Consider the following 17868-nt stretch of genomic DNA (forward strand, 5'->3'; position numbering starts at 1 on the left):
GGCCTGTCCGGCACGTCATGACCACACGCTATTCCGCCCTGTCGCTGTTCAAGGAGGGCCTGGCTGGCCAGACCGGCTGGCAACCGGCCTGGCGCTCGCCCGAACCGAAGCCGTCCTACGACGCGATCGTCATCGGCGGCGGCGGCCATGGGCTGGCGACGGCCTATTACCTGGCCAAGAACCACAACATCACCAGGGTCGCCGTGCTGGAAAAAGGCTGGATCGGCGGCGGCAACACCGGCCGCAACACCACCGTAGTGCGCTCCAACTACTATTATCCGGAAAGCGTCGAGCTCTACGGGCTGGCGCACCGGCTCTATGAGGGACTGTCGAAAGACCTGAACTACAACGTCATGCTGTCGCAGCGCGGCATGGTCAATCTGTGCCACTCGACCGCGGAGATGGAGATCGGGGCGCGCACCGTCAACGCTATGCAGATCAACGGCATCGATGCGGAGCTGTTTTCACCTGACGATGTGCGCCGCGTGGCGCCGATCTACAATTTTTCGCCGGACGCGCGCTTCCCGGTGTTCGGCGGCATCTGGCAAGGCAGGGCCGGCACGGCGCGCCATGACGCCGTCGCCTGGGGCTACGCGCGGGCGGCAAGCCGGCTCGGCGTCGACATCATCCAGAACTGCGAGATCACCGATTTCATCATCGAGGGCGGCCGCTGTCGCGGCGTCCAGACTTCGCGGGGCGCGATCCGTGCCGAGCGTATCGGCATGGCGGTGGCCGGGCATTCCTCGGTGCTGGCGGCCAAGGCCGGCTTCCGGCTGCCGATCAATTCCTATGCGCTGCAAGCCTGCGTGTCCGAACCGGTCAAGCCGATCCTCGACACGGTGGTGCTGTCGCCCGGCTGCGGCGTCTATGTCAGCCAGTCGGACAAGGGCGAGATCGTCATCGGCGGCGGCCTCGACCGCATTCCTTCCTATGCGCAGCGCGGCAATCTGCCGACGCTGGAGGGGGTGATCGCCGGCCTTTTGGAGATGTTCCCGATCTTCGGCCAGCTCAAGCTGATGCGGCAATGGGCTGGGATCGTCGATGTCGTGCCGGATTCCTCGCCGATCATCGGCCCCTCGCCGCTGCCCGGCCTGTTCCTCAATTGCGGCTGGGGCACGGGCGGCTTCAAGGCCATTCCCGCAGGCGGCACGCTGCTGGCAAACCTGCTGGCATCAGGCAAGCACAACGACATCAGCCGCCCGTTCGACCTCGATCGCTTCGCCAGCGGGCGGTTGATCGACGAAGCGGCCGGCTCCGGCATCGCGCACTGAGACAAAGACCAGAGGCAATCATGCAACTCTTTCCTTGCCCGTTCTGCGGCCCGCGTGACGAGACCGAGTTCCACTATGGCGGCGATGCCGGTAACACGCGGCCGGATGGCGCCGACGTGCCGATCGATCGCTGGGCAAACTACCTCTATCTGCGCACCAATCCGAAAGGTACGGCGCGCGAGATCTGGGTTCACATGAACTGCGGTGAGTTCTTCATCATGGAACGCGACACCGTCACGCACAAGGTGCTGTCTTCGGCCGCTCTCGACGGGGAGCATGCCGCGTGACCGCCTCACGTCTTGCCACCGGCGGCAGCGCCATTGACCGCTCGCGCCCGATCCGCTTCAGCTTCGACGGCGCCACCGTGCACGGCTTTGCGGGTGACACCATCGCCTCGGCTCTGCTGGCGGGCGATGTCGCGGTCGTCGGCCGCAGTTTCAAATACCACCGGCCGCGCGGCATCTGGGGCGCCGGCGTCGAGGAGCCCAGCGCGCTGGTCGACATCGGCGGCTCGCGGGCGACGCCCAACACGCGCGCCACGACCGAGCCGGCGCGCGACGGACTGGTGGCGAAAAGCGTCAACGCCACGCCCAGCGCGCTGGCCGACCGCAACGCCTTCCTCGACCGTTTCGCGCGCTTCATACCGGCGGCGTTCTACTACAAGACCTTCATGTGGCCGGACTGGCACAGGTTCGAGCCGCGCATCCGCGCCATGGCGGGATTGGGCACGGTCGATGCCGACTGGACCTCGCCCGGCATGGCCGACCAGATCAACCATCATTGCGATGTGCTGGTTGTAGGCGCGGGACCGGCCGGGCTGGCAGCGGCAAGGCTGGCGTCTGGTGCTGGCCTGACTGTCACATTGATAGACGACCAGCAGAGCCCCGGCGGATCGCTTGGCCATCGTGCCGCGGAGATCGACGGCAAGCCGGCGGCCGTATGGGTCAAGGAGACGATTGCCGAGCTTGTCGCTGGCGGTCACCTCATCCTGCCTTCGACCACCGCCTTCGGCATCTACGACCACAATCTGGTCGGTCTGAATCAGCGCCATTTCGACGGCCGGCCAGATACACTGTGGCGGGTCAGGCCGCGCCAGATCGTGCTGGCGACCGGCGCCATCGAACGGCCGCTGCCTTTCGCTGACAATGACCTGCCGGGCATCATGTCGGCGGATGCGGCGTTCGCCTATCTGAGGCGCCACGCTGTGCTGGTCGGCCGCCGCATCATCGTCGCCACCAACAATGACAGCGCCTATGAGGTGGCGGGGGCGCTTGCCGAGGCTGGCGCCGAAGTCAGGCTTGTCGACATCCGGCGCAACGGCACGCCTGCCGCGCCGGCCAATGCCCGGTTGATCAAAGGGCGTTCTCTCGCATCCGCCAGCGGCAAGCTGCGCGTCGACGGCGTGACGCTCGACGACGGCACGAGGTTCGATGCCGATTGCGTCCTGGTCTCCGGCGGGTGGACGCCGACCATCCATCTCTTCGGCCAGGCCAAGGGCAAGCTCGCCTGGAGCGATGCGCGCGCCGCCTTCCTGCCAGGCGATCCGGTCGACGGCATCGCCGTGATCGGCGCCGCAGCCGGCGCGGTCTCCTTGTCGGAGGTGTTTGCTGGCGCCGGCCCCGCCTTTGCACCCCTCGGCCAGACGAAGGCTCCCCTACCGCGCAGCACCGGACCGGAGGCGACGGGAGGCATTCTCCCGGCATGGCCGATTCCGGGCTCGAAAGGCCGTATCTGGATCGATTACCAGAACGACGTGACGGTGAAGGACGTCGAACTGGCAGCGCGCGAAAACTTCGTCTCGGTCGAACATCTGAAGCGCTACACCACGCTCGGCATGGCGACCGACCAGGGCAAGACCTCCAACCTGCCCGGGCTGGCGCTGATGGCCGGGATCACCGGCCGCACGGTGCCGGAGGTCGGCACCACCACCTATCGGCCGCCATTCACGCCGGTGCCGCTGGCAAGCTTTGCCGGTGCGCGCGTCGGCGAATTGATGGCGCCGGTGCGCCGGCTGCCCCTAGAGAATGTGCACCGCGCCAATGGCGCTGTCTTCCAGGAATATGGCGGCTGGCTGCGCCCGGCCCACTATGGCGGCTACGCGGACGCGGAGCGTTCGATCGCGGACGAGGCGCTACGCGCCCGTCAGTCGGTCGCGCTGTTCGATGGCTCGACGCTCGGCAAGATCGAGGTGATCGGACCGCAGGCGGCCGCGTTCGTCGATTTCCTCTATTACAACACCATGTCGACGCTGAAGCCCGGCCGCTGCCGCTACGGCTTCATGCTGTCGGAGAACGGCGTGGTCTTCGACGACGGCGTTCTGGTGCGGCTGGGCGAGCATCGCTTTGTCGTCTCGTGCTCGTCCTCGCATGTCGCTGCCGTTCACGCCCGGCTGGAGGAATGGCGACAGGACCGCTTCGGACGCGGCGCGATCTATATTCACAACGCCACATCGGACATGGCAACGTTGACAGTTTCAGGACCGAACGCCCGAAAACTGCTCGAAGCGCTGGATCTCGGTCTCTCGCTCGGCGACGCCGATCTTCCGCATATGGCCATCGGTCATGGCACCTACGCCGGCAACGAAGTCCGCATTGCCCGCGTCAGCTTCACCGGCGACAGGAGCTATGAGATTTCGATCCGGGCCGATAGCGCCGAACCGTTATGGGCGCATCTGCGCAAGGCCGGCCAGGCCTTCGATGCCGTCGTCATCGGCCTCGAGGCGCTGATGATCCTGCGGGCCGAGAAAGGCTTCATCGTCATCGGCAAGGACACTGACGGCACCACGCTGCCGCATGATCTCGGCGTCGACGGCCCGCGCGTCAAGCGCCAGACCGAGTTCGTAGGCCGCCGCTCGCTGTTCACAGAGGAGGCCTCGCGTGACAACCGCATGCAGCTTGTCGGGCTGACGGTGCTGCAAGGCGAAGCGCCGCTGCCGACCGGCGCGCATGGCATCAAACGGAGCGACGGCAGATTGCGCAGTCAGGGCTTTGTCACCTCGAGCTACCAAAGCCCGACGCTCGGCCGCCCGGTTGCGCTTGGGCTTATCGAGCGCGGCGCGACGCGGCACGGCGAGACGATCGACATCCAGCACCTCGGCAAGATCAGCAAGGCGACGATTACCGCACCTTGCGCCTTCGACCCGGCAGGAGAGCGGCTGCATGCGTGATCTCTCGGAAAAATGGTCCGTTGCACCGGACTGGCAGGGCGCGGTCATCGCCACGCCGGGCCTTGCGGTACGAACAGTCTTCGGCCTCAACCAGTTGCTGGTCAGCGGCGACCTCGACGCGTGGGCACGGGCTTCCAGCATCGGCGGGACTGGCGTGGGTGCCTTTGGTATCGCACAGGGCGACCGCTACGCGGCGCGGCTGGCGCGCGACCGGCTGCTTGTCGTCTCGAACAGCCCGCTTGCCATCGCCATGGGCTGGCACGCGGAAGGGTTCGCTGTGACGGCGATCAGCGCCGGCTTGCAGGTGTTCGAAGTCAAGGGCATGGCGCTCGACGCTTTCATCGCGCGTGGAACGACGCTCGATCCCGCGAAGCCAAGTGCCAGTGCAGCACTTTCCTTCGCCGGCATCAGCGCCGTCGTCTATCGTCTTGACGGCAAGCTGCGCATCCATGTCGACCGTGGCCTTGCCGCTTATCTCTGGACATGGATGGAAACGGCCGCCGGCAACATCGCGACCGGATCAACCGACTAGCCGACGGCAGTGCGATCCGGTCAGAGCGTAAACGACCAGAACAGGCAGGCCAGCGTTGCGGCGGCAAAGACCACGAAGAACAGGCTGCGCAGCAGAACGTTGCGGCGCAGCTCGTTCATGACGAAGTGACAACCGACGACCGCCGCGGCAAACAGGAACCGCCAGTTCAGCAGCGCCCACACGGCGCTGCCCTGCCCGAACGCCCATCTGGCGACCAGACAGCCGACGATGGTCGCAAACAGCGCGATCACGGTCCAGAAAAGGGCGTCGGCGGCATGGGTCAGGACGATGCCGGCCGCCCTGATCGGCAGGATCATCATCAGCACCGCGCTGAAGAAATAGACAGCGGCAATCGGGATGAACACGCCGGCGTCGGCAATGCCGTCAAGGCGCCTGACGCCGATCGCGCCATAGGGGTAGCCGTGCCTGGCGACAGCCAGGCTCAACGCCATGAGCAAGGCGGTCAGCACGGCGACCAGTGCGAAGGATGTGAGGGCTTTGCTCATGACGTTCCTGTCCCAGACGAATCAGACAGGAACGTTTTTAGCGGGCAGTCGTAAATTGCGTAAGCGAGATCAATCACCACGCCAATTTCGATTGCGGCGGAATCCGCCGACGGCAAGCTATTCAGCGGCGATCCTGCCGGCCGAGCGGTTGGCCAGCACGAAGCCGACCTCGTCAACCGCCTGCGCCGCACGCTTCAGGATCGCCTCGGAGCGCAGTACGCCGTCGGTGAAATCCTTGTCGGTGGCGTAGACGGCGGTCGGCAGGGCAAAGGCCTCGAAGAAGCCGAACAGCGGCCGCAGCTGATGTTCGACGATCAGCGCATGGCGCTCGCCACCTCCGGTCGCGGTCAACACGATGGGCTTTCCCCGCAATGCCGCCGGATCGATCAGGTCGAAGAAGTGCTTGAAAAGGCCGGTATAGCTGCCCTTGTAGGTCGGCGAGCCCACGACAAGCACGTCGGCGGCGAGGATTTGTTCCAGGATCGCGCGCGCCTGGCCGTCGAGATCGCGGGCCCATTTCGCCGTTCCCAGCGACGGACCGAGGTCCTCGATATCATAGGTGCTCGCCGACAGGCCGTGGCTGGCGGCGATGTCCCTGGTGACCAGGTCGACGAAGGCGCGCGTCTTTGACGGCCGGGTGATGTTGCCGGAAAAGCCGACGACTGTTGGATTTGACATGGCAGTGGGCCTCTTGGATGGTCGAAGGTTTGACGTGGCGGGCCGTCCCGCCCGCCGGTGGGAGATCAGCTCCAGGCGTGCAGCGGCGGATTTTCGCCGTTGAGGAAATATTTGCCGAGGATCGAATATTTCCAGCGCACCGGATCGTGCAGCGTGTGCGTGCGGGCATTGCGCCAATGCCGGTCGAGATTGTGTTCGGCCAGCGTCGAGCGGGTTCCCGCAAGTTCGAACAGCCTGTTGGTTGCGGCAATGGCGATCTCGGTCGACAGGATTTTTGCCTCGGCGGTGACGATCTGGGCGTGCGCCACCGTGTCGGCGGTCGGATCGATCACTGCCCGGTCGATCGCATGACCGGCCTTTTCGAGCAGCGCCTGCGCCGCGTGCAGGCGCAGCGTCAGGTCGCCAATGGCCTGAATGGTGTAAGGATCGTCCCAGGCGTTGTCGACGCCGCTGTCGATCCAGGCGCGGCTTTTGGTCCTGACGAAATTGACGGTCTCGTCGATCGCCGCCTGGGCGATGCCGGTGTCGACCGCCACCTGGATGATCTGGAAGATGGCGCCGTCGGCGGTCGGCCTGTCGTAGCCCTTGTAGCCGGGTACCAGATGGGTCTTCGGCACCTTGACGTTGTCGATGATAACGGTGCCGGACAGCGTCGTGCGCTGGCCGAAGCTCGACCAGTCGTCGATGACCGTCAGCCCGGGTGCGGCACGGTCGGCGATCGCATACCAGGCGCGGCCCTCGTCATCGAGCGCCACGATCGGCACGAGATGGGCAAGCAGCGCGCCGGACGAATAGAATTTGCGGCCGTTGACAACCACATGATCGCCGGCATCGGTGAAGCGGGTCTCAAAATCGGCGGCGCGCTTGGAGCCGAACTCGGAAAAGGCGTTGCCGAACCGCGTGCCTTTCAACGCTTCGGCAAACAGCAGCTTCTGCTGGTCCGCGTCGGACACGGTGCGAATGGCGGCGACAACACCGAGATGGTTCTGGGCAACCTGGCCGATCGAGGAATCCGCCGCCGAGATGATCTCGATTACCTTCGCCAACGTCGCATAGGACACCTCCGGCCCACCGTATGCCTTGGGTACATTGATCGACCACAGGCCGCTTTGCGAAAAGGCATCGAGTTCGGCGACCGGCCAGATCCGCTCGCGGTCGCGCTGGGAGGAGTCCTTGACGAATTCGGCGGCGAGTGCGTGGGCAATCGCAATCGCCTCGGCATCATCCTTGATGATGTGCGCTGGGGCGGTCGGCCTTGCGACTGGCGGCACGGCGGCGGAAGCCTTGTCGGTTTTGACGGTCGAAACGGTCATTTCACTGCTCCTTGGGATTTTGGCTCAGGCAACGGCGTGGAGATGGGCGGGCCTGGTGGCGGGTGACACCTGTTGCCCGGGGGTTGATTGACCGAGATAGAAGGCCCTGATGTCCTCGCGCTGGCGAAGTTCGACGGCAGCGCCGGCGAGAACGGAAACGCCGTTTTCGAGCACGGTGGCGTGGTCGGCGTATCTGAGCGCGACCGCCGAGTTCTGCTCGGCAACCAGGATCGACAGGCCGGTCTCGCGGTTGAGTTTTTTCAAGCTCTGGAAGATGTCCTGGACGATGAGCGGCGCGAGTCCCATCGACGGTTCGTCGAGAACCAGCAAACGCGGTCGCGACATCAGCGCCCGGCCGATGGCGGTCATCTGCTGTTCACCGCCGGAGGTCAGGCCGGACAATGTCCGGCGCTTTTCCCGAAGCCTCGGGAAATAGCCGTAGATCCGTTCGAGATCCCCGTTGATCTCGGCGCGGCTCCCGCTGCGGCCGATGCCGCCGGCGATCAGATTCTCCTCGACGGTGAGGCTTTTGAAGCAGTGGCGGCCTTCCAGCACCTGGACCAGCCCGGCGCGCACCAGATCACCCGGTTTGCGGCGCGAGACATCGGACCCTTCATAGCGGATGGTGCCGGCATTGACCTGGCCACGTTCCGCCGGCAGCAGGTTGGAGACGGCCTTCAGCGTCGTGGTCTTGCCGGCGCCATTGGCACCGAGCAGCGCCAGTATTTCGCCGCGCCTGAGCTCAAAACTGACGCCATGCAGCGCCGTGATGGCGTGGTTGTAGGTGGCATGGACCGCGTCCATGGCAAGAATGACGTCATCGTTCGGCATAGGCTGTTCTTTCACGGTTCGGAAACCGAAAGAGGCCGGGCGCCACGGAACTTGGTCCGCGACGCCCGGCACTGACTGATCAGTTGGTGGTCACAGCATTGGCATCGTCGGCAGTGCGCAGCTTGATGCCCTTCTCGGCAGCGTAGGCCTCGGCGGACTTCTCGATGATCGGCCGCAGCAACGCCCAGTCCGGCGCGATCCAGTCGGAGACGACGTTCCACTTCTTGCCGTCCCACTGCTGGAAGGTCACGTAGCCTTCGCCTTCGTGATTGTCCCAGCTGACGTTGATCGAATGGAACAGGTCCTTGGCGCCGAGCGCCTCGACCTTGGCGGGATCAAGCTTGAGATGCTCGAAGCCCCAGCGGACCTCGTCGCCGGTCAGCGTGCGGTGGCCGAACTTCTCCTGCGCGACCCGGATCGCCTCGACATTGAGGATGCCGTTGACAATGCCGAGATTGTGGTAGACCGAGCCGATGCGCGCCTTGTCTTCAAGGTTGCCCTTGGAGGCGCCGTAGACCGTCTTCACGATCTCCTGCACCACCGGGTAGGAGTTGCCGGAAGCCTGCGTGGTGATGGCGGTGTAGCCCTTGGCGGCGTCGCCGGCGGGGATCACGTCCTCTTCGGAATTCGACCAGACATTGCCGACGATATGGTCGACGGGGAAGCCGACCTTGACCGCCGTCTTCAGCGCCACCGGGTTCATCACGCCCCAGCCGCGCAGGACGACGAAGTCCGGCTTGGCGCGGCGGATGGTCAGCCACTGCGACTGCTGTTCGTTGCCGGGATGCGGCACCTCGATCTGCTGCACGATGAAGCCGTATTTCTGCGCCAGCAATTCATAGATCGGGATGGTTTCCTTGCCGTAGGGCGACCCATGATAGAGCACGACGATCTTCTTGCCCTTCAGTCTGTCGATGCCGCCTTCCTTGGAGGCGATGTAGTTCACGATGCCCGAGGTTTCGCTGTAGGGATTGAGCAGCAGCGGGAACACGTAAGGGAAGACACGCCCGTCGGTGGAGTCGGTGCGGCCGTGGTTGACGGTGATCAGCGGCACCTTGTCGGCGGTGATGCGATCGATCATGGCATAGGCGATGCCGACCGAGAGCGGGTTCCAGGCGGCGGCACCGGCATGGCTCTTCTGCCGCTCATAGCATTCGACACCACGCTCGACCTCATACTGGGTCTCGCATTCGTCCCAGGTCAGTTTGACGCCGTTGACGCCGCCGTCACGGATGTTGATGAGGTTGAGATAGTCGATGAAACCGCCGAAGAAGCCGGTGCCGCCGGCCGCATAAGGCCCGACGCGATAGCTCTGCAGCGGGAAATATTGTTCGTCGGCGTGCGCGGCGGGCAAGGCCACCGACACGATCATCGCCGCGGACAAAGCCGCCGCCTTGATTGTGCTGAGGAAAGTCATGGTCGAGATACTCCCGGTATGGGCCGTCTTGGGTTCGGCCCCTTGTTCATTTTCGGATTGGATTCATTTTCAATGCATCAGCTCAAGTCGACTGCCAGGCGAACAGGAGCCGTCTTCGGACCCTGTCCCACAGCGCCACCAGCCCGTCGGGTTCAAGGATCAGAAACAGGATGATGAGCGCGCCCAGCACGATGCGCTGGCTCATGTCGAGCACGCCCGAGTCGAAGAGATCGCCAAGCAGAAAGCCGCCGAGGCGCGACAGAGCGAGTGGAAAGACCACGATGAGGGCGGCGCCGAAAAACGCGCCGCGGATCGAAGCCAGACCACCGATGATGATGATGAACAGGATCTGGAACGACCGGTCGAGATCGAAGCCATCCGGCTCGACGGTCCTCAGGTACGCGAAGGCCCAGATGACGCCGGCAACGCCGATGATAAAGGACGAGATGGCGAAGGCCAGCAGCTTGGTCTTCAGCACCGGAATGCCGATGATGCGGGCGGCGGTTTCATTGTCGCGGATGGCGATGAAGTTGCGCCCGGTCTGCGACGAGACCAGCCGATGGGCGAGGAAGGTCAGGACGGTGACGATGGTCAGCGCGAACAGATAGCGGCCGATGGCGCCGTCGAGCGCGAAACCTGAAATCGACAGTCTCGGCGCGTCGATGACGCCTGACGCCGAGTTGTTGGAGAACCAGCTGAACTTGGTCAGCGCCCATTGCACGAAGAACTGCGCGGCAAGGGTCGAAACCGCGAGATAAAAACCCTTCAGGCGCAGGCTCGGCAGGCCGAAAACGACGCCTATCGCGGCCGCCACTATGCCGGCCAGGAAGATGCTGCCGACCAGCGGCAGGCCTTCGACACGCAGGTTGAAATTATAGGCGGCAAAGGCGCCGGCCGCCATGAAAGCAGCACTGCCAAGCGACACCTGGCCGGCATAGCCGGTCAGGATGTTCAAGCCCACGCCGGCGAGGCTGAGCGCCAGGAAAGGCAGCAGGATGGCCTCGAACAGATAGCTTGAGCCGATCAGCGGCACGACGCCGTAAGCGAAAGCGAGCAAAAGCACGGGCACGACCCATTTCGGCAGCACCGGCGCGGCGGCGAAATCGCTTGTTATCGCGGTCATTCGTTCAGATCCTCTCGACGAGCTTCTGGCCGAACAGGCCGGAAGGGCGGATCAGCAGCAAGACGAGCGCGACGACATAGGCAAACCAGCTCTCTATGCCGCCGCCGAAATAGTCGCCGATATAGACTTCGGCGAGCTTCTCGCTGGCGCCGATCAAGAGGCCGCCGACGATGGCGCCGAGGATGGAATCGAAACCGCCGAGCACCAGCACCGGCAGCGCCTTGAGCACCACCAGCGACAGCGAGAACTGCACGCCCAGGCGTGCGCCCCACAGCAGTCCGGCCACCAGCGCGACGAGGCCGGCGGCGGCCCATACAGTGGCCCAGATCAGGGGTAGCCTGAGGCCGACCGCGAGTGCCGCGAACTGATCGTCGGCGACTGCGCGGAAGGAGAGGCCGATGCGGGTGTAGCGGAAGAACAGCGACAGCAAGAGGACCATGCCGGAAGCAACCACGGCCGCGAAAACATCGAACTGGCTGATCAGCACGCCGCCGATTTCCAGCGGCACGTCCTCGATGCCGAGATCGAGGCCGTGGACCTGCGTGCCCCAGATCAGCTGGGCAGCGCCTTCGATGATGTAGGACAGGCCAAGCGTCGCCATGAACAGGGTGATCGGCGGCTTGTTGGTCAGTGGCCTGAGCACCGTGCGCTCGATGGCGATGCCGATCGCCACCATGATGGCGAAGGTGACCACCAGCGCCAGCGCGAAGGGAATGCCGCGCTCGGAAAGGCTGACGAAGGTGAGTGCCGCAAACAGCAGCATCGCGCCTTGCGCGAAATTGAGCACGCCCGAGGTCTTGTAGATGAGCACGAAGCCGATCGCGACAAGCGAATACATGACGCCTGAGAGCAGGCCTCCGACGAGCACTTCGATGAAGAACTGGTAGTCGAAACCGGCGATCATATGCCTGCCCCGTCTTCATTGTCCGAGGCGACGCCGAGATAGGCATCGATGACGCGCTGGTCGTTCCTGACCTCATCGGGCGTGGCGTCGGCGATCTTGCGGCCGTAGTCGAGAACGGCGATGCGATCGGACAGACCCATGACAACACCGACATCGTGCTCGATCAACACCACGGTGACGGCGAAACGATCGCGCGCGGCACGGACGAAAGCCGCCATCTCGCTCTTTTCGCTCGCTGTCATGCCGGCCATCGGCTCGTCGAGCAAAAGCAGGCGCGGCTCGGCCACAAGAGCGCGGGCCAATTCGACACGCTTCTGCAGCCCATAAGGCAAGGTGCCGACAAGACGGTCGCGAATGGCGGTGAGATGGAGGAATTCGAGGACCTGTTCGGCACGGCTGCGTGAATCGCGCTGCTCGCCACGCGAGCGGCCGATGCCGAGCACCTGGCCGGCAAAGTTGGAGCGAACCTTGTAGGCAAGGCCAGAGGCGACATTGTCGAGGACGCTGAGGCCCTTGAACAGTGCAAGGTTCTGGAAGGTTCTGGCGACGCCGAGATGGGCCAGCCGCTGCGTCGGGACCTGGGCATAGAAGGTACCGTCGAGCTGGACATGGCCACGATCCGGCCTGTAGACGCCGCTGATGACGTTGATCAGCGAGCTCTTGCCGGCGCCGTTAGGGCCGATGATGGCACGGATCTCGCCTGGTAGAACCGACAGGTCGACGTCGGCCAGTGCGACGACGCCGCCAAACGACAGGCTTATGCCCTGAAGCGCGAGCAAGGGAGAGGCGGCGTCGGCAACGGACCCTGCCGGCCTGGCGGCATCTTCGAACGACTGCTCCGACCGCAGGCCTGACGGCAAGCCGCGTGCAAAGATTTCCGGCGCATAGACCGAAGCGTCCATCACTCCGAGCGTATAATTGGGCAACGGCATTCCAATCGTCCTCGATTAGGCGCGCAAAATCCTATTGCCGCCCGACGGATCAGCGCGCCGGGCAAGCTTCATGTGTGCAGGCCGGCGCCTGTCCGGCGTGCCTATGGGGTGACTACTCCGCCGCCAGCGACGCCGCCGCTGCCTCGGCGTCTTCCAATTCGCGAACGAGCGGGATGACATGCTTGCCGAAATACTCGACCTCTTCCTGGAAGTGCAGGAAACCGAGCAGGATGAGATCCGCACCCGCGCGCTTCAGGTCGACGACGCGTTGAGCAACCTGCCTGGGAGTGCCGATCAGGTTGGAGCGGAAGCCGTCATTGTACTGGACCAGGTCGTCGAAGGACGATTTCGCCCAATTGCCTTCGCCTTCCGGCGAAGCCTTGCCGGCATTCTTCACCTCGTGACCAAAGGCGTTGACCGCCTCGGGATTGGCCTTGGCGATGATTTCGGCGAGCACCGCCCTGGCCTCGTCTTCTGTCTCGCGGACGACCGCGAAGGCATTGACGCCGACCTTGACGGAATGGTTGTTGGCCTTCGCCTTGGACTGGATATCGTCGACCTGCCTGGCGATCTCGGCCGGCGTGTTGCCGTTGGTGAAGTACCAGTCTGAGACGCGCGATGCCATGTCGCGCGCGGCGCGCGACGATCCGCCCTGGAAGATTTCGGGCAGCGGCCGCGGCGGCTTCGGCTTCAGCGAGTACTCATTGAAGCGATAGAAATCACCACGGAAGGTGAAGCTGTCTTCGGTCCATATCCCGCGCAGCGCACGGATGAATTCCTCCGAGCGGCGGTAGCGCTCGTCATGGTCGAGCCAATGCTCGCCAATGGCGTGGAACTCGCCGCGGAACCAGCCGGAGACAAGATTGATCGCGACGCGGCCGTTGGTCAGGTAGCTGATGGTGGCGATCTGCTTGGCCGCCAGCGCCGGGTTCCATGGCCCGGGCAGGATCGCGGCGATGACCTTGAGCGTGGTGGTCGCCGCCAGCAGATCATGGCTGAACGCCACCGATTCATGCTGTTCGTCGGCGCCGTAGCCAGCGGTGAAACGGATCTGGCTGAGCGCGTAGTCGAAGCCGGACCTCTCGGCGATCTGCGCCAGCTTGCGGTTATACTCGGCCGAATGGTTGGTGCGCTGCTCGATGTTGGAGATCACCAGGCCGCCCGAAACATTCGGCACCCAGTAGGCAAACTTGATCGCATCGGTCTCTGCGTGTGCCATGAAATGTCTCCCATTCAGGCCGTGTCATTGATCGATCCGGCCGCAGCCGGACTTCGCCGATATTTATTATGTTTATAGAATATATATACAAAGAAGGATTTTCCGTTTTTGGGGCACTCTTGGGACGGAAATACCAATTTTCGCTGCCGAACCCGGCCTGAAGATGTCAGCCCGCAAGAGGGCCATGCGCGGCATGGGCGCCGATCGCCTGCGCTAACGGCAGCGTAACCAGCAGCTTGGCAATTTCCCCCGCGACCGCCTGGGCATGGCGGGCGACTTCCGGCAGACCCATGAGCTCGCCGAAAGTGCCTCTTGCCAGCGGGCCGGCGACCAGGAGTGTCGCAACCGCCTCACCGTCCGAGCCGATTGCGCGGCTGTCGAGACTTGTCTCGATGCCAAGTCCATATTGGTCCGTCCTGATCAAGCCGGCTTCCGCCAGCGAGCTCAGCGCCGGGTTCAGCTGTAGTGCCTGCCCATGAGCCGGACCCGTAGTGTTGATGACGGCATCGAAGCGCGTCGTCTCGATCCGTGTCTGCCCGCGCCGTTGAAAGCTGACAGCCAGGCTGCCGTCCTCATCGTTCGACGCGACAAGCCTGGCGGCAATGGTGTCGAATGTGCCGGCAGCATGACGCCGGTCGAGCACCGCCGCCACCTGCGGAGCGATCCTGAAGCGATGCACGTCCCAGAACACGCGCAGCCGGCGGACCAGCCTTGCCCGCTCCGGCGGGGCAAGTGCGGCCCACAGCACCGGCCCCTGCAGGCGCAGCTGGTCGAAGACCGACTGCCAGTTGACATTGGCCGCTCTCGCAGCTGTCAGCGTCGCGCGAATGGCCCTGAGCAGGCCGAGCGCCGTCGAGGCCGGCGCGGATGCAAAATCGCCAAAAGGCTCGCCCCTGACATCGGGGTGTCCGCGCGAGCGTAAGCCGCGGCGCGACAGCGCCAGGATGCGGCCGCGATGGCCACGACGGTCGAGTTCGGCGACCATGTCGGCAGAGGTCAGCCCGGAGCCGACGATCAGCACCGACGCCTCCGGACCGATCGCGGCAAGCGCCGCTGGTGCATACGGGTCGGCGATGAAACCCAGTGCTTCCGTCAGATGGATCAGCGCGGCTGGAATCGCGGGCTGTGGGTGCGTCGCTGCCAGGACGACGATGTCGGCAGCGACCAACCCACTGGACGTATGCACGGTCCAGCCCGCGCCACTGGCATCGCGCGTCACGCGTATGGCGGAACCTTGAACATAATGAACACGGCCGGAACCGAGATACGGCGCCAGATGCTCGGCGACGTAGCGACCGAACACGCGTCGGCGCGGAAAAGCGTCGCCGTTCTTCCAGATGGCATCCGGGTCGCGTTCGAGTTCTCCGCTGCCAGTCAACCAGCGTGCAAAATGCTGCGGGTCGTCGGGAGCCATGCTCATCCTGGCTGCGGGGACATTGACCCGATGAGACGGTTCCTCGCTGGAATAGGCAAGGCCACCGCCAAGGACCGGCCGTGGCTCGACCACGGAAATGGAAATCCGCTCCGGCCGAGGCATTTGCGCCAGGTGCCACGCCACCGCGGCGCCGGAAAAGCCGCCGCCAATAATGGCGACGCGCAACCGCGAGGGCGCAGGAAGCAAGTTCACGAGGCGCTGGCGAGCGACTTCGGCCGGTGGTCGCCGGCGATGGTTTCGCCGAACGGACCGGTGTTGACGGAAGAGCCGGCTGCCTTGACCGGATGGTCGGTCGGCAGTTTCGGCAGCACCAGCTCACCGAAGCGATAGGCTTCTTCGAGATGCGGATAGCCGGAAAGGATGAAGGTATCGATGCCGAGGCGCCGGTACTCGTCGATGCGCTCGGCGATCGTGTCGGGATCGCCGACAAGTGCGGTCCCTGCGCCGCCGCGCACCAGGCCGACGCCGGCCCACAGATTGGGCGCGATCTCGAGCTTGGCGCGATTGCCGCCATGCAGTGCGCTCATCCGCGCCTGGCCGACCGAATCCATGCGGGCAAAGACCTTCTGCGCCGAGGCGATCGTCGCATCGTCGAGCCGGCTGATCAGCCTGTCGGCCGCGGCCCAAGCCTCCTCGGTGGTTTCGCGGACGATGACATGCAGCCTAATGCCGAAGGAGAGCTTGCGGCCGGCCTTCTGCGCCAGTTCACGCATGCCGTCCAGCTTGCGCTCGACATCGGCTGGCGGCTCTCCCCAGGTCAAATATTTGTCGATCTCCTGCGCCGCCACCACGGACCCAGCGTCGGACGAGCCGCCGAAGTAGAGCGGGGGATAGGGTGTCTGCACCGGCGGAAACAGCAGCCTTCCATCCTCGATGCGGAAATGCTTGCCCTCATGTTCGACCGTCTCGCCGCTCAGCACCCGCTTGTAGATCCGAAGGAATTCCTGCGTCACCTCGTAGCGCTCGGCATGCGACAGAAAAATGCCGTCGCCCTTGTTCTCCAGCGGATCGCCGCCGGTGACGACGTTGATCAGCAGGCGGCCATTGGAGATGCGATCCAGCGTCGCAGTCATGCGCGCGGCCAGCGTTGGCGACTGCAAACCGGGCCGCACGGCGACAAGGAAACGCAAGCGTTCGGTCATCGGCACAAGAGCCGATGCGATCACCCAGGAATCCTCGCACGAGCGGCCGGTCGGCAACAGCACGCCATAGTAGCCGAGCGTGTCGGCCGCCTTCGCCACTTGCGTCAGATACGGCAGATCGACCGATCTGCCGCGCTCGGCCGTGCCAAGATAACGGCTGTCGCCATGCGTCGGCAGAAACCAGAGCACCTTGATGCGGTCCGGCACGACCCGGCTCATGGCCTCTCTCCCGCTGCCTGACGAAGGCGGCCGGATATGCCTGCTTTGGTGAGTAGCTGATGCGAAAGAGTGGGCATGGCGTGGTCCTGTCCGGGTGGAAACCAGATCGCCAGTGCAGATTGCTTATTCCACAAACACTGTAGAGTTAGTTTATTCCAATTCTGCCGCCGCTATTAGAATTTCTCTCTCTGGCAAGAAAAGGAGGCTGGCCCGAATACACCGGGCCGGCCTCCTTGTATCAGAACGCTGGTTCGACCGCGTTGACGTTGTCCTTGGTGACGACGGTCAGCGGGATGGGCAGCCGGTCCTTGACCTGCTTGCCGTCGATGATCTCGGCCATCGTGTTGATCGCCAGGCGGCCATCCTCGACGGGCGACTGGACGATGGTCGAGTACATTTCATTGGTGCGGATCGATTCGAACGCATCCTTCTGGCCATTGATGCCGACGATCGGCGGTGCGGCCTTGGAGGGGTTGGCCTCCTTCCATGCGTCGATGAAGCCGCGGGCCATCGTGTCGTCATTGGCGTAGACGCCGCTGATCTGGTCGCCGAAGCGTGTGATCAGATCGCGGCTGACCACCAGTGCCTTTTGCTGGTCGAAGTCGGCGTTGACCGTGTCGAGCACCTTGATGTCGGCATTGGTTTCCTTCAGACGGTCGGTGAAGCCGCTGACGCGTCCGATCGTGGTGCCGTTGCCGGCCTGGCCGGCGATGATGACGACGGAGCCCTTGCCGCCGAGCGCCTTGCTCAGCGAGTCCGCCGCCAGCTTGCCTTCCTCGTAGACGTCAGGCCCGGTGAACGACTTGATGAACGGCTTGGCATCGTCGCTCATCGGTGAATTGATGAGGATCGCCGGAATGTTCGCCTGCTGCGCGCGCGCCAGCCCCGGTATGTATGCCTGCGGGTCGAGCGGCCACAGGATGATGCCGTCGACCTTGCGCGCAACGCAGGTGTTGAGCTGCTCGGTGCCTTTCTGGACATCAAAATCCTGGCTGAGGCTCAGGATCTCGATGCCGAGTTCCGCGGCGCGCGCCTGAAGCGCCTTGTTGGCCGGCGTCGCGTAGGCATGCGAATCCGCTGCCGTCACGTAGCAGACCGTCTTGGCGCTGGCCCAGCCCGTCGATGCCAGCACAGCCGCCACGGCGGCGACGTGAAGCATGCTTTTCTTGCCAATCATGTG

Annotated in this window: 16 protein-coding genes; 4 read left to right on the forward strand and 12 right to left on the reverse strand. The window is 64.3% G+C overall.

Features of this window, described 5'->3' with window-relative positions:
- The first annotated feature begins 17 nt into the window (after positions 1-17).
- From NKJ67_RS01620 to NKJ67_RS01635, 4 genes are read left to right on the forward strand one after another with little or no spacing between them, the layout of a single operon-like run.
- On the forward strand, positions 18-1271 hold the full coding sequence (locus NKJ67_RS01620) for a sarcosine oxidase subunit beta (RefSeq protein ID WP_352580207.1): 1254 nt from the start codon (positions 18-20) through the stop codon (positions 1269-1271).
- 20 nt (positions 1272-1291) lie between these two features.
- Entirely contained in the window at positions 1292-1558 is a 267-nt protein-coding gene (locus tag NKJ67_RS01625; protein ID WP_352580208.1) for a sarcosine oxidase subunit delta, read from the forward strand.
- Positions 1555-4437, forward strand: a complete 2883-nt coding sequence (locus NKJ67_RS01630; protein ID WP_352580209.1) for a sarcosine oxidase subunit alpha family protein — start codon at positions 1555-1557, stop codon at positions 4435-4437. Before NKJ67_RS01625 ends, NKJ67_RS01630 begins: the two co-directional genes overlap by 4 nt.
- Positions 4430-4969: a hypothetical protein gene (locus NKJ67_RS01635; RefSeq protein WP_352580210.1), complete on the forward strand. Its 540-nt coding sequence runs from the start codon at positions 4430-4432 to the stop codon at positions 4967-4969. The genes NKJ67_RS01630 and NKJ67_RS01635 overlap by 8 nt, the downstream gene beginning before the upstream one ends.
- A gap of 20 nt (positions 4970-4989) precedes the next feature.
- Here the strand turns inward: NKJ67_RS01635 and NKJ67_RS01640 are convergent, their stop codons facing one another.
- The 12 genes from NKJ67_RS01640 to NKJ67_RS01695 form a co-directional block, all read right to left on the reverse strand.
- Positions 4990-5475 carry a hypothetical protein gene (locus NKJ67_RS01640; protein ID WP_352580211.1) on the reverse strand — a complete coding sequence of 162 codons (486 nt, stop codon included), beginning with the start codon at positions 5473-5475 and terminating at the stop codon, positions 4990-4992.
- Between the two features lie 117 nt (positions 5476-5592).
- Positions 5593-6153, reverse strand: coding sequence for an FMN reductase (gene msuE, locus NKJ67_RS01645; RefSeq protein WP_127256266.1), 561 nt, complete (start codon positions 6151-6153; stop codon positions 5593-5595).
- Positions 6154-6218: 65 nt separating this feature from the next.
- On the reverse strand, positions 6219-7466 hold the full coding sequence (locus NKJ67_RS01650; RefSeq protein WP_352580212.1) for an SfnB family sulfur acquisition oxidoreductase: 1248 nt from the start codon (positions 7464-7466) through the stop codon (positions 6219-6221).
- 24 nt (positions 7467-7490) lie between these two features.
- Positions 7491-8297 carry an ABC transporter ATP-binding protein gene (locus tag NKJ67_RS01655; RefSeq protein ID WP_128307107.1) on the reverse strand — a complete coding sequence of 269 codons (807 nt, stop codon included), beginning with the start codon at positions 8295-8297 and terminating at the stop codon, positions 7491-7493.
- Between the two features lie 79 nt (positions 8298-8376).
- A complete protein-coding gene (locus tag NKJ67_RS01660; protein WP_352580213.1) occupies positions 8377-9714 on the reverse strand; it encodes an ABC transporter substrate-binding protein in 1338 nt (445 codons plus the stop codon).
- Positions 9715-9796: 82 nt separating this feature from the next.
- A complete protein-coding gene (locus NKJ67_RS01665) occupies positions 9797-10837 on the reverse strand; it encodes a branched-chain amino acid ABC transporter permease (RefSeq protein ID WP_352580214.1) in 1041 nt (346 codons plus the stop codon).
- 4 nt (positions 10838-10841) lie between these two features.
- Entirely contained in the window at positions 10842-11741 is a 900-nt protein-coding gene (locus NKJ67_RS01670) for a branched-chain amino acid ABC transporter permease (protein ID WP_352580215.1), read from the reverse strand.
- Positions 11738-12673, reverse strand: a complete 936-nt coding sequence (locus NKJ67_RS01675) for an ABC transporter ATP-binding protein (protein WP_352580216.1) — start codon at positions 12671-12673, stop codon at positions 11738-11740. The genes NKJ67_RS01670 and NKJ67_RS01675 overlap by 4 nt, the downstream gene beginning before the upstream one ends.
- A gap of 112 nt (positions 12674-12785) precedes the next feature.
- Positions 12786-13892, reverse strand: coding sequence for a dimethylsulfone monooxygenase SfnG (gene sfnG, locus NKJ67_RS01680; protein WP_352580217.1), 1107 nt, complete (start codon positions 13890-13892; stop codon positions 12786-12788).
- A 166-nt stretch (positions 13893-14058) separates the two neighbouring features.
- Positions 14059-15519, reverse strand: coding sequence for an FAD/NAD(P)-binding protein (locus tag NKJ67_RS01685; RefSeq protein WP_352580218.1), 1461 nt, complete (start codon positions 15517-15519; stop codon positions 14059-14061).
- Positions 15516-16688, reverse strand: coding sequence for an FMNH2-dependent alkanesulfonate monooxygenase (gene ssuD / locus NKJ67_RS01690; RefSeq protein WP_352580219.1), 1173 nt, complete (start codon positions 16686-16688; stop codon positions 15516-15518). Before ssuD ends, NKJ67_RS01685 begins: the two co-directional genes overlap by 4 nt.
- A 238-nt stretch (positions 16689-16926) precedes the next feature.
- Complete coding sequence (locus tag NKJ67_RS01695; RefSeq protein ID WP_127269514.1) at positions 16927-17865, reverse strand: sugar ABC transporter substrate-binding protein; 939 nt, start codon at positions 17863-17865, stop codon at positions 16927-16929.
- Positions 17866-17868: the final 3 nt, after the last annotated feature.

Origin of the sequence: Mesorhizobium sp. M0088, assembly GCF_040322895.1 — a bacterium.
Classification (GTDB): domain Bacteria; phylum Pseudomonadota; class Alphaproteobacteria; order Rhizobiales; family Rhizobiaceae; genus Mesorhizobium.

Excerpts from the sequence above, each read along its gene's own strand:
- NKJ67_RS01665 (WP_352580214.1), bottom strand. The coding sequence starts at position 10,837 with ATGACCGCGATAACAAGCGATTTCGCCGCCGCGCCGGTGCTGCCGAAA.
- NKJ67_RS01640 (WP_352580211.1), bottom strand. The coding sequence starts at position 5,475 with ATGAGCAAAGCCCTCACATCCTTCGCACTGGTCGCCGTGCTGACCGCC.
- NKJ67_RS01650 (WP_352580212.1), bottom strand. The coding sequence starts at position 7,466 with ATGACCGTTTCGACCGTCAAAACCGACAAGGCTTCCGCCGCCGTGCCG.
- msuE (WP_127256266.1), bottom strand. The coding sequence starts at position 6,153 with ATGTCAAATCCAACAGTCGTCGGCTTTTCCGGCAACATCACCCGGCCG.
- NKJ67_RS01675 (WP_352580216.1), bottom strand. The coding sequence starts at position 12,673 with ATGCCGTTGCCCAATTATACGCTCGGAGTGATGGACGCTTCGGTCTAT.
- NKJ67_RS01620 (WP_352580207.1), top strand. The coding sequence starts at position 18 with ATGACCACACGCTATTCCGCCCTGTCGCTGTTCAAGGAGGGCCTGGCT.
- sfnG (WP_352580217.1), bottom strand. The coding sequence starts at position 13,892 with ATGGCACACGCAGAGACCGATGCGATCAAGTTTGCCTACTGGGTGCCG.
- ssuD (WP_352580219.1), bottom strand. The coding sequence starts at position 16,688 with ATGAGCCGGGTCGTGCCGGACCGCATCAAGGTGCTCTGGTTTCTGCCG.
- NKJ67_RS01670 (WP_352580215.1), bottom strand. The coding sequence starts at position 11,741 with ATGATCGCCGGTTTCGACTACCAGTTCTTCATCGAAGTGCTCGTCGGA.
- NKJ67_RS01660 (WP_352580213.1), bottom strand. The coding sequence starts at position 9,714 with ATGACTTTCCTCAGCACAATCAAGGCGGCGGCTTTGTCCGCGGCGATG.
- NKJ67_RS01695 (WP_127269514.1), bottom strand. The coding sequence starts at position 17,865 with ATGATTGGCAAGAAAAGCATGCTTCACGTCGCCGCCGTGGCGGCTGTG.
- NKJ67_RS01635 (WP_352580210.1), top strand. The coding sequence starts at position 4,430 with ATGCGTGATCTCTCGGAAAAATGGTCCGTTGCACCGGACTGGCAGGGC.
- NKJ67_RS01655 (WP_128307107.1), bottom strand. The coding sequence starts at position 8,297 with ATGCCGAACGATGACGTCATTCTTGCCATGGACGCGGTCCATGCCACC.
- NKJ67_RS01625 (WP_352580208.1), top strand. The coding sequence starts at position 1,292 with ATGCAACTCTTTCCTTGCCCGTTCTGCGGCCCGCGTGACGAGACCGAG.